The 12,612-nt window shown below is 51.7% G+C and carries 6 protein-coding genes; 2 read left to right on the top strand and 4 right to left on the bottom strand.

All coding sequences use genetic code 11. The features are described 5' to 3' along the window. The first annotated feature begins 491 nt into the window (after window positions 1-491). Window positions 492-4,463 carry a two-component regulator propeller domain-containing protein gene (locus Q1Y74_RS01840; protein WP_300812012.1) on the top strand — a complete coding sequence of 1,324 codons (3,972 nt, stop codon included), beginning with the start codon at window positions 492-494 and terminating at the stop codon, window positions 4,461-4,463. On the opposite strand, the gene Q1Y74_RS01835 is transcribed toward Q1Y74_RS01840, so the two are convergent. Further along, complete coding sequence (locus tag Q1Y74_RS01835) at window positions 4,460-5,632, bottom strand: iron-containing alcohol dehydrogenase (RefSeq protein ID WP_300812001.1); 1,173 nt, start codon at window positions 5,630-5,632, stop codon at window positions 4,460-4,462. The genes Q1Y74_RS01840 and Q1Y74_RS01835 overlap by 4 nt on opposite strands. A 519-nt stretch (window positions 5,633-6,151) precedes the next feature. Here Q1Y74_RS01835 and Q1Y74_RS01830 point away from each other — a divergent pair. Beyond that, a complete protein-coding gene (locus Q1Y74_RS01830; RefSeq protein WP_300812000.1) occupies window positions 6,152-7,360 on the top strand; it encodes an ROK family transcriptional regulator in 1,209 nt (402 codons plus the stop codon). A gap of 367 nt (window positions 7,361-7,727) precedes the next feature. Here the strand turns inward: Q1Y74_RS01830 and Q1Y74_RS01825 are convergent, their stop codons facing one another. The 3 genes from Q1Y74_RS01825 to Q1Y74_RS01815 are packed head-to-tail and all read right to left on the bottom strand — an operon-like array spanning window position 7,728 to window position 12,593. Continuing rightward, on the bottom strand, window positions 7,728-8,684 hold the full coding sequence (locus Q1Y74_RS01825) for a D-2-hydroxyacid dehydrogenase (protein ID WP_300811999.1): 957 nt from the start codon (window positions 8,682-8,684) through the stop codon (window positions 7,728-7,730). Window positions 8,685-8,718: 34 nt separating this feature from the next. Beyond that, window positions 8,719-9,990 carry a replication-associated recombination protein A gene (locus Q1Y74_RS01820; protein ID WP_300811998.1) on the bottom strand — a complete coding sequence of 424 codons (1,272 nt, stop codon included), beginning with the start codon at window positions 9,988-9,990 and terminating at the stop codon, window positions 8,719-8,721. A 17-nt stretch (window positions 9,991-10,007) separates the two neighbouring features. Continuing rightward, window positions 10,008-12,593, bottom strand: coding sequence for a DUF5686 and carboxypeptidase-like regulatory domain-containing protein (locus tag Q1Y74_RS01815; protein WP_300811997.1), 2,586 nt, complete (start codon window positions 12,591-12,593; stop codon window positions 10,008-10,010). Between the last annotated feature and the right edge of the window lie 19 nt (window positions 12,594-12,612).

Genomic DNA, 12,612 nt, shown 5'->3' with positions numbered 1-12,612 from the left:
CGGGCACCGCACAATGCCGGATGGGCGCAGGCGCTTCATCATATTGAAAAATGCGTACACCCGCCTTTGACAGGGGGGCTGGGCACAGGACCGAGGGTATCTCAGTCCTATACCGAGGCAGCCTCAGTCCTATACTTAGGGTACCTCAGTTATATCGTGAGACAGGCCATCACTAACCGGCTGTAAACCAGGCATATCGGAAAGTCCCTCCAAGATTGTATAAAAATTGACAAAGCGGTCAAAGACAGCCCCCTCTCCGGACGCGACGCCGCAGGCGACGGCGGCAGTCGGAAAGCAGCCCGACCCAAAGAAAGGAAAGACAAACTTCTTCACATTTTATTTCGATAAATAAGTTATTTTTCATTTCTTTGCGTTATCTAATTCATAGATTGAGCATGAACCTTAAGTTATTCTATACACTCCTCATAAGCCTTTGTCTCCATGCACTCCCCGGCCAGGCGTTCTTTGAAAAGGACCTCCATGTGCTGACCATGAAGAACGGCCTTTCGGACAACACCATCCACTCCATCTGCAAAGACCGCAACGGATTCATCTGGCTCGGCACCCGCGATGCGCTGAACCGTTACGACGGCAAGCAGGTCAAACCGTTTTTCTTCGACCCCGCCAGCTCCAACATATCAGACCTGAAGCAAATATCCGAGGAACTGCTGTGCTTTGAGAGCATGGGAGTCCTCCATGCCTTCAACCTGCGAAGCGAAACCTTCACCGCCTTGCAGACGGAAGACGGCAAAGCCATCAGGGCCATAGCCACAGCGGCCGTCAACGACTCCGTACTGTGGACGTTGAGCCATGACGGGCTGATGCTGCTGGAAAGGAGCGGAAAGGCCGCTGCCGACACAGTCTGCCTGCGTGTACTGAAACGCTACTCGCAGTGGAAGCAGCCGGGCAGCGCCCTGACCAGAATGTCCCTCAGCCCCGACAAGCGACACATCTGCGTGGCAGACAGGCATGGCCGGGTTTTCGTGGCCGACACGGACGACGTGGAACACGGGCGCATCATCGGCCTCGGACCGGGACAGCCGATAGACATCAACCACCTCCTCTACGACGGCGAGGGGAGCATCTGGATGACCACCCTGCTGCACGGCATCACCCGATACAACACCCTGACGGGCAAGACCACCCGCCTGAACTACCACAACCCGCAGGCAGAGAACCAACTGTCGCACACCGACGTCTTCGAGATTGTCTGCCTGGACAAAAACAGATACCTGGCCACCACCTGGAACGGCTACACGCTGATTACGCTGGACCCTGACGACCCGGACCGGATGACTACCCGCATCTTCAACAACACCACCTCCTACGTCTTCCGCGACATAGAGACACGCATGACAACCGCCTACTACGACCCCCAAGGCAACCTGTGGATAGGCACCGCCGGGGGAGGCGTCATCTGGTCGGACCTGCGGGAGCAGTTCTACAACCGATACTACCAGAACAGGCACAACGAAATCTGCTCCATCCTGGGCGACGACGAAGGCTACCTCTGGCTCACCACCTTCCACGGCAGCATCCTGCGCAGCCGCCGGCCCTTCCAGGCAGACAAGGACCTGGACTTCGAGCCGGTCGGCACGGCAAAGACCAAACGGCGGCGCACCGTCTTGTGCAGCACGCGCGACACCCGGGGCGACCTGTGGTTCGGCAACGCCGACGGCACACTGACCCGCTACACCCCGAAAGACAGGCAGTTCAGCGTCAGCACACTGACAGACGGGCAAGGATTCACCAACCGCATGTCCGTCTGGAGCCTGCTGGCCGACGGGCAGGGACGCCTCTGGATAGGCACCCAGACGGGACTCTGCGTGCTGGAACTGGAGACGCAACGCTGCCGCAAGGTCGCCCCCAAGGGACCAGACGGCAAAGAGATTCCCCCACTCTTCATACGCGCACTGGCACAGACGGCCGACGGACACCTGTGGCTGGGCACCACCAACGGCCTCTACCGCTACGACGAAATGCGGAACCGCATAGAAGCCGGCTACGAGACCCGGGCCAACATGCCCAACCACTCCATCCGTTCGCTGCTGGCCTCGGCCGACGGACAGCTCTACGCAGGCTACATGAGCAGCCTGGCCGTCGTGTCGCCCGGCAAGAACCGCATCGTACGCACTTACACCACGCAGGACGGACTGTGCAACGACTTCGTGGGCTGCATTGCCGAGGACGACAAAGGCAACGTGTGGATAGGCTCCAACTCGGGCATATCGCGCTACGACAAAGAGCAGGAACGTTTCTACAACTATTACATCTCGGGCAGCAACCGTTCGGCCCTGTTCTGGAAAGAGGCCCTGTTCTGGGGCAACAACAAGAACCTGACGTATTTCAAACCCGACAAGAGCAATCAGTTTGAGGTTCCCCAGAAAGTAGTGATAACAGGACTGGAGGTCAACAATCGGCCGGTGGAAATCAACAGCCCCGTCAACGGACAGAACATCCTCCCCTGCAACATCGCCTATTTGTCCGACATAAGCCTCAGCTATAAAAACCGGAACTTCTCCCTCACGTTCAGCGACCTGTCCTACTCCAACGAACTGCACACCTATGCCTACCGCCTCTATCCCTACCAGCAGGAATGGATTTATACACAGGGAGAGGAGAAGGTGTCATACACCAACCTGCAACAAGGCAAGTACGTCTTCGAAATAAAGAATGTCCACCCCGACAACGCCCCGAACGAAATAACCGCCCTGAACATTGACATTGCCCCCCACTGGAGCAACAGCGTCTGGTTCCGCTTCTGCGTGTTCGTGACAGTAGTGCTGATTGTGCTGTACATCATCAGACGATTCCGGCTGAGGGCCAAACGGCTGGAACACGAAATGCAGCTGGAGCATGAAGTGTTCACCGCCAACGTGGAACGCGACAAGGAGAAGCAGCTGCGCATGGAGCGCGAACGCTTCTTCACCGAAATAGCCCACGAGCTGCGCACGCCGCTCACCCTGATACTGGCTCCCCTGCAGGAACTCATGCACACAGAGGGACTGCCCGACAAAGTGGTCCGCCAGCTCCGCACCGCCTTCGAAAACAGCAAGTCCCTGCACGCCCTGATGGACCAGTTGCTGTTCGTTCAGAAGATGGAAGCCAACATGGTGCGGCTCAAGGTGTCCGAAACAGACATCAACCAACTGGTGGACAACGTGTGCGAGCCCTTCAAAGCCATAGCCGAAAAAGGGCACTATCAGTTTCACGTCCACCTCCTGCCCGAACCGCTGGCGCTGTGGATTGATGCGGAGAAGATGGCCTCGGCCGTGCGCAACCTCTTGTCCAACGCCTTCAAGTACACCCAACCCCAAGGCAGCGTGGAACTGACACTGGGACGCACGACCATAGACAGGCACCCCTTCTGCCATATCACCGTCAGCGACACAGGGGCAGGCATCCCCCAGGAGGTGAAAAAACACCTGTTCGAGCCCTTCACCACGGGCGTGAACACCCCCGTACACTCCACCCAGACAGGCATCGGGATGCGCATCGTAAAAAACATCACCGACCTGCACCACGGCTACGTCAAGACCGCCGACAGGAACGGACACGGCACCATCATCAGCCTGTACATACCCGAAGGCAACCGACACTTCGACCCGCAGAATGAAAAGGTGACTCTCGTATCCTCCGGTAAGGCGACAGCCGCCGAAGCCACGCCCCTGACCGACGGAACAGGTACAGAAAGTGAAGAAATGCAGAGAAGACTACTCATTGTGGAAGACAACGCCGACATACGGCAATACATAGCCAACCTCTTTGAGGGCGAATTCAGCATCATAGAAGCAACCGACGGAGAGGAAGGGGTACGGAAAGCACACGAATGCATGCCCGACCTCGTCATTTGCGACATCATGATGCCCGTCAAGGACGGACTGGAGTGTTGCCGCGAACTGAAGGAATCGCCGCAAACGGCCTCCATACCGGTGCTGATGTTCACCGCCAAGTCTGAAGATGCGGACGTGATACACGCCTTCGGCATCGGAGCCGACGACTACATGATGAAGCCCTTCAACCCCGAAATGCTGAAGATAAGGGTACGTAGCCTGATTAAACAACGGGAAAGACTGAAGCGCCTCTATACCGGCACACTCAGACTGAAGGAAGAAGAACAGGGAAAGACAGAGAAAGAAGACTACTTCATGCAACAGGTGATACAAGTGATAGAGGCCAACCTGGCAGACGAGAACTTTAACGTGAAGATGCTGGCCGAACAGCTTCACATGAGCCAGCCCACCCTCTACCGGAAAATCAAGCAGCGCAGCGAACTGGCAGCCATTGACATGATCCGTAGTGTACGCATGAGCAAAGCCGCCGCGCTCATCCTCGAAGACCGGTACAGCATGCAGGAGATAGCCGAAATGGTAGGCTACAACGACACACGTACACTACGGAAACACTTTATGGCACAATTTGGAGTATCACCCTCCAAATACAGCGAACAGAATGCCGACTAATAGGCCATCCGATAAATCTCCCGGGTGTCCTCGCGGGTCAGCTTCACATAGTTTCCCAGCAGCTCGCCCTTGTTGCGGTGCAGGTTCTCCACCATGCGGTCCATGTCCGGATGGTCAATGCCCAGTTCCCTGAGCGTGATGGGCAGTCCCAACGATGAGAAGAAACGGCGCAGACGGCGGATACCCTCAAGGGCGACCGCTTCAGGATTGCCCTCGGCAGGTGCATCCCATACGCGCACGGCATATTGTACCAGTTTGTGGAGGTTGTGCGTAGTCATCCACGTCATCCACGCAGGGAAGATGACAGCCAGACCGGCGCCATGGGCTACGTCATAGAGAGCGCTCACCTCGTGCTCCATGGCATGTGAAGCCCAGTCCTCTTCGCATCCTACGCCGCACGTCCCGTTGTGTGCCACCATACCGGCCCACATCAGGTTGGCACGCGCATCATAGTCGTGAGGATCTGCCATCACCTTGGGGGCCTCTTCAATGATAGCCTTCAGCACACCTTCACACAGGCGGTCGGACACTTCCACTTCCTTCGTATTGCTGAAATAGCGCTCCATGATGTGCGCCATCATGTCAGCCACGCCGCAAGCCGTCTGGAAAGGAGGCAACGTATAGGTCAGCTCAGGGTTCATGATGGAAAAAACAGGACGCAATGCCTCGGGTGCGTGCATGCCCAGCTTCTGAAGGGTCTCAACCTTGGTAATCACACTGTCGCCCGAACCTTCGCTACCGGCAGCAGGAATCGTGAGCACCACACCCACCTTCAACGCCTTCTTGACCTCGGCCTTGCCCAGGAAGAAATCCCAGAAGTCACCTTCGTAGGGCACACCGGCCGCTATGGCCTTTGCCGTGTCGATGACCGAACCGCCACCTACGGCAATCAGCATCTCCACCCCTTCGCGGCGAGCCAGTTCAATGCCCTCATAGACCTTGGTATCTACCGGATTGGGCTGTATGCCTCCCAGTTCGTAAATCACCGTACCGGCATCGGTCAATGACCGCTTTACACGGTCCAACAGACCGCTCCGCTTGGCCGAACCACCACCATAAACCACCAACACCTTGCTTGCACCATACTTCACGGCCAAGCCACCCACTTGTTTCTCTGTATCCTTGCCGAAAACGAACTCGGTAGGACTGTAAAAGATAAAATTGTTCATATCACTTCTTATTGTTTATACATCTGCTCCTTCTTTTCACAATAAGAATGAAGAAGAAGCGGAAATATGATTATTGTAACTTGAAATCAGAAACGGCAAACATTCCCTTCAAAACATCCCGACAAAAGCCAGACAAAAGTACTAAGATTCCTTCAAACGTATGTCGTTTCATTCTGTAAAATAATGCTAATCTATACAGAGATTTCCCTACAACAGATGCCCCAACTGTTCTCTCCTCTCTTTACTTTTCTGCAATTATATGCCCCTGTATATCCGGAACTCCTGCCTATGCCCGATAAAGCCAACTCCCGACCTGTTAAAATACCGGCCAACCGTAAATACAGATTATTCAGGCATAGTAGCAGGAATCATTTAAGAAGCAACACAAAGCATAAAAAAAGTCAGATAGAAGAATGAATTTTAAAAGAGAAGTCGTATATTTGTAAAAAGCCAACATAATGCTCAAGGCTTTCAACAGGAATGACAAAACAGGGAAATAAATAAAATCTAATTCATAATATGGCGCAACGATTATTTGGAGAAATAGAAAAGGGATCCAAAAGCATGATGACCCGAAAGAAAATCATTACACATTACTTATACAATAGTTTCTCCACCATACCCGACCTGGCCAAAGAAATAGACCTAAGCGTCCCCACAGTAACCAAATTCATCACTGAAATGTGTGATGAAGGATACATCGTCAATTATGGGAAGCAAGAAACCAGCGAAGGCAGACCACCCAGCTTATACGGGCTAAACCCCAACTCTGGGTATCTGGTTGGGGTGGATATCAAATCCTATTGCCTGCACATAGGGCTTATGAATTTCACGGGTGATTGGGTGGATTTGAAAATGGGTATCAAATGCCATTTGGAAAATACTCCCGAAGGGTTAGAACTGCTTTGTCGACACATCAGGGAATTTATCGAACGAAACTCCGAGGTAAAAGATAAAATACTACAAATAGGCATCAATATCTCAGGGCGAGTCAATCCGGACGAAGGATATAGCTTCAGCACATTTAACTTCAATGAGCGTCCATTGGCTGAAATTCTAAGCGAGAAATTGAACTATCCGGTCTGCATAGACAACGACACCCGCGCCATGGCCTATGGTGAAATGCTAAAAGGTAATGTCAAAGGGCAAAAGGACATTGTATACATCAACATCAGTTGGGGGTTAGGTTCTTCCTTGATTATTGACGGAAAAATTCATAAAGGACATTCAGGCTTTTCGGGCGAATTCGGACATTTCAATGTTTTCGACAATGAAATCATCTGCCACTGCGGCAAGAAGGGATGCCTCGAAACCGAAGTGTCGGGCATGGCTCTGCACCGCATCTTGTGCGAACGGGTAAGAAAAGGGCAATCGTCCATCTTGTCCCAACGTATTCTGACTGACAAGACACCGTTGATGCTGGACGAGATTGTAGATGCCACCAACAAGGAAGACGTGCTCTGCATTGAGTTGGTCGAAGAAATCGGGCGTAAACTGGGACGCTATGTTGCAGGACTCATCAACCTGCTGAATCCAGAGCTTGTCATCATTGGAGGTACACTGGCTCTGACGGGCGACTACATCCTGCAACCCGTCAAGAGCGCCGTCAGAAAGTATTCGCTGAATCTGGTTAACAAAGATTCAGCCATCGAACTCTCCAAACTGCAAGATAAGGCCGGAGTAACCGGTACGTGCCTGCTTTCCAGAAACAAGCTGTTTGAGGACTGACACTCATCAAAAAGCCCCCGATAAGAATTATGGGAGGATGATTTATCCAGACTAATTACGATTTATAAATTTTGACCACCAAACATCCTACATGTCAGAATTGTGTAGAGACTGTATCAAAGTCTGAACGCAATGCCATCCTGGACAAAGTGAATATATTCATAACATCAACAGCTGTATTCGAGATTCTTCACTTTGTCCAGGCTACACTTAGCATCAATTGTCATAATAGGTTTGAAACGAAGGCAATAACAGAATGTTAGTACGTTTTCATCTCTTTTCAGCCATTAGCTTCCTCTCAAAGCCTTCCCAAAACTCTTCCAGTCTTAAGAAAGACCAGGCAACAACCGACTGTAGCCCCTCACCCTCAGCGGGCCACGTTATTGATAACCTTACCATCCAGATAACCTCTGATGTTATCCAGCAGTATTTGCATCAGACGTTCGCGCGCGGCGGTAGTGGCCCAAGCCACATGGGGAGTAATGAAGCAGTTACGGGCCGTCAGGAGGGGATTGTCGGCACGCGGCGGTTCTTGAGAAAGCACGTCAACACCAGCGGCATAGATGACACCATCGTTGAGAGCATCTGCCAAATCCTGTTCGTTCACCAGCGGCCCACGTCCTGTATTAATCAGGATGGCAGTAGGTTTCATCTGGTGCAGACGGCGGGAATCAACCATACCGCGCGTAGCCTCAGTCAACGGACAATTCAGGCTGATGATATCACACTCCTGGAAAAGCTGGTCCAAATCCATCTTCCTGATTTCAGGTGGGAGCTGAAAAGGCGACTTGGAAGTATAGGCATAGACCTCCATACCGAAGCCTATGGCTACACGAGCCGTAGCAAACCCCGTATTACCCAAGCCGACGATGCCTATCTTCTTGCCGTGTAACTCAATCAAAGGAGTATCCCAAAAACAGAAGTCAGCATTGCGGGTCCAACGTCCTTGATGAACCTCGTCAGAATGATGTTGTACCTGCATGGTGATGTTCAGAATGTGAGCAAAGACCATTTGGGCAACCGAGGCTGTGCTGTATGCAGGAATATTGGTCACCACAATACCCCGATTGCGGGCCGCTTCCACATCAATGATGTTATACCCCGTGGCCATTACACCGACATACTTCAAATCGGGCAAAGCTGCCATGGTTTCTGCGGACAGGGGCACCTTGTTTGTTAGCAGAATTTCAGCGCCGGCAGCGCGTTCCAATACTTCTTCGGGTGCAGTACGATCATAGATGACACATTCGCCCAAAGTTCTCAGTTCATCCCAGGAAAGGTCTCCGGGGTTGGCGGCATAGCCGTCCAGTACTACAATTTTCATATTATATAGAGTTTGTCAAAATCTGTCTGTCGGCCTACTTTTTAAAGCGGTCGCCCCAAAGTTGCACCATACGTTCCTTATGTTTCTGCTCGGCAGCATTGTCCTGAGGTTCCCAGATGCGGCGGTCTCTCAGTTCATCGGGCATGAACTGCTGGCGGACGAAGTGGCCGGGATAGTCGTGTGCATACTTGTAGTTGTCGCCATAGCCCAACTGCTTCATCAGCTTGGTAGGGGCATTGCGCAGATGCAAGGGGACTGGCAGGTTGCCCGTCTGCCTCACTAAATCCAAAGCATTGTTGATAGCCATATAGGCAGAGTTGCTTTTGGGGCTGGTAGCCAGATAGATGGTCGTTTCAGCCAGAGGGATGCGTCCCTCAGGCCACCCTACCTTCATAACGGTGTCAAAGCAAGCGTTGGCCAGCAGAAGGGCGTTGGGATTGGCCAAGCCGATATCTTCCGAGGCTGAGATGACTAACCTGCGGGCAATGAAAGCAGGATCCTCACCACCTTCCACCATGCGCGCCAGCCAGTAAATGGCAGCATCGGGGTCGCTTCCTCGAATGGACTTGATGAAAGCAGAAATGATATCATAGTGCATCTCACCGTCCTTATCGTAAGCCAAGGGATTCTGTTGCAGACGTTCGGTCACCAACTCGTCGGTAATCACCACCGGGTCAGCCGACTCTGACGACACCACAAGTTCCAAGATGTTGAGCAACTTGCGGGCATCCCCCCCGCTATAACGCAGCATGGCGGTTGTCTCTTTCAGTTCAATCCGGCGCTCCTTCAGCACGACATCGGTAGTGATGGCACGCTGGAGCAGCTCGAGCAGATCATCCTTCTCAAGCGACTTCAGGACATAGAGCTGACAACGTGAAAGCAAGGGACGGATGACTTCGAATGACGGGTTCTCGGTAGTAGCGCCTATCAAGGTGACTATTCCCTGCTCCACCGCCCCCAAGAGAGAGTCCTGCTGTGATTTGCTGAACCGATGGATTTCGTCAATGAAAAGAATAGGGCCTGCCTGCGAAAAGAAACGGTTGTTCTTCGCCCGGTCTATCACGTCACGCACGTCCTTCACACCACTGGTCACAGCACTGAGCGTATAGAAAGGTGTCTCAAGCTTGTTGGCTATAATCTGTGCCAGCGTAGTCTTTCCTACCCCAGGAGGTCCCCACAAGATAAACGAAGAAATACGTCCTGCGTCAATCATCTTGCGCAATACCGCACCCGGTCCCACCAAATGTTTCTGACCGATGTACTCATCCAATGTCTTGGGCCGAAGCCGCTCTGCCAACGGTTGCACTTTGCTCTCTCCTTCTCTTAAAATATCGTCAATATCATAAAGCGTATTCCATCCTTCTGTACTCCCGGCATATTGGTATAAGTCAGACGACGGACATATTCTATATGCAACAGCTTGAAGATGTTGTATATGCCTATACTGGCTTCTATATAGGGAGTTTTGCCCATCACGTAGCTGGTCGGCATCCCATCACGCATCGGAAACAGGAAGAGGTCTGGATTATGGCTCTTATAGGGATTATTCTTGTCCGTCAACGTTCCCCAAAGGCCACGGATTCTGAACCGTTCACGCCACTTCAGCTTCTTGATGAGTGGAATACGGTTAAACAGCTTACCATTCATATCATAGCTCAAAGCCAACGAGGCATAACGGTCATTCAGAAACTCCATGTTATTGATGAGGCAAAACGACTCGTTATTTTGGGTGATATAAGAAAGGTTGGCCATCGGAAGATTCAGCAAGGGGAAAGGCACCGTATTCCACTGAGCTCCTGCCCTGGCTGTAATGTCTATCTTCCCCCACGAACCGAACCAGAAACGTTTGCGTAAACCAAGCTCCGTCAGATTGAAATTATATTCTCCCCCAAACACTCCCTTGAAACCAATGGTATGAGAAAGGGTAAACACCGGCGCATCCAGTGAAACGGGGACACGCCGCTGCTTCGTATTGATGAAAGTCTCACCGGGCGCATAACGCAGGGTCACGCCCAACTCGGCGGTGGTCATGTCATGAACCAGAGTATTCGTCTCATCCAACTGCCCTGCTACGGCACCGTTATTCTTCCAATACTGCAAGATACCGGCCGGCTGGTCGTTGCGGTGACGGGCCATGGCCATCATGGAGAAGCCGGTATTGGTCTCGAGCTCGTACGTCAGGGTCGCATCACGGATGTAGGACATCTGGTCTACCGTTGCCCACTTCCAGCCGACGAACATATTGTCCTTATCCGTCATGAGGTATTTGTCCATGGGCGACATCACATCATACGTGTATTTGAAAGCCAGGTAATGTTTGGGAAACTCCCACAAGACATACTCCCGTTTGTTGAACGAATAGGCTGCCTCTCCCGAGTAGAACCATTTCTTGTCCTTGGTACCGTAAGCGCCATAGCCGCTGAAACTCCAGTGAGGATGCAAGTTACCCGTAGTCATGGCACTCAGGCGGAAACGGGTTCCATTCACGTAATTACTGGTTATCATGGTGTTGATGGGGCCGATGTCAACCTTACTGGGATGTTCCTTACTGCCCGTCTCCACGAAGTTCTCAATCAGCGCCTTGGCTCCAAAAATGACATACTTGAAGCCCGGTATCTGCTCAATGCGATTCATGAACAAGTCCATGTTGCTCTCCTTCTTCGTAAGCGGTACCTGCCTCACCTGTGCCCAATACTCGTCGGTTTTAGACATCATATTTGCCTCCTTGATGACATTACCCTTCAGACGAAAAAGACGGGGCTCTATCTCGTCAAACTTATAGTCGGTATATTTCGTCGTGCGCTGCACCTCCAATCCCTGAATGCCCTTCACGAAAGTCAGCTCCACTGTCATGTCATCATCGGTCAACACCCAGGTACTGTCCGGCATCTGCTCGTACTGCTGCACAATATCCATGTTCTCCACAAAATTCACACCCGTCTTCTTGGGCAGGTTCATGGTACAGCGCTTCACGGCGTAGGAAGAGTCACGCACCACATACAGATGGCCTGTGAAGCCGAAGTCCTGCGGATTCTGTGGCACAAACGTCAGGTGTACGCACTCCTGCTTGTCCACCATGAGGGTGTCCATCAGATAATACTTATAGAAAGTAATGGCTCCGCGCCCGATGGGGCTGACAAAACGACGTTGCAGAAGGCGGATGTCGTCATCGTAGATATTGATATCCGAGAACACATCGTTCAGAATAGTACCCAGCATATCGCCGGTATTGAAGAACTCTTCAATGCCCGAGGAGTTCATGCCTTCGATGATAGTCTTCTTGCTTTTGGGATCTTTCCGGTAAATAGTGCGCGAGGCTGTCTCCTTGATGGAGATGGGAAGAATCATCTTGTTGGTCTTCGGTGACTCCTCCACCTGATCCTTAAAGAAGGAAAATTTCTTGTAAATGCCTTTTTCCAATTTCTCGGGAGTGACATCGTTGAGCGACATCTTCATCTTCTCATACTTCAAATACTGGTAATAGTCATTTTCCTCGAGCTTCAGAGCCTTCTTATGCGCTATCACTTTACGCATGAAATCCACAGCCGGATTATTCTTGCGCGAATATTTCTCCTTCTTGGGTTTCACCACCACTTCAGACAACATCACGTCAGCAGGCGCCAGCTGTACGTCCAGCACCTTGGTACCGGGGGCAAACTTCACCCGCTTCGTCACATAACCTATGGCAGAAAAGGTCAATTCATTCAATCCTTTGGGAGTTTCGACCTGATACTCACCGGCCCCATTGGAAATGGTTCCAATACCCTTACCTTCATATTGCACGGTGATGTACATCAACGGTTCATTGGTAAGTGAGTCGGTAATCACACCCTTAATCTGAGCAGACATCCCCAAAGAATGGAGAAGAAGTAACAAAAAAAGGATGAAAACAGAATATCTATACTTCATACAAAATCATAATCAGGTC

The sequence above is a fragment of the uncultured Bacteroides sp. genome, assembly GCF_949298305.1.
GTDB lineage: Bacteria > Bacteroidota > Bacteroidia > Bacteroidales > Bacteroidaceae > Bacteroides.
This window is presented reverse-complemented; position numbering and strand designations above follow the sequence as displayed.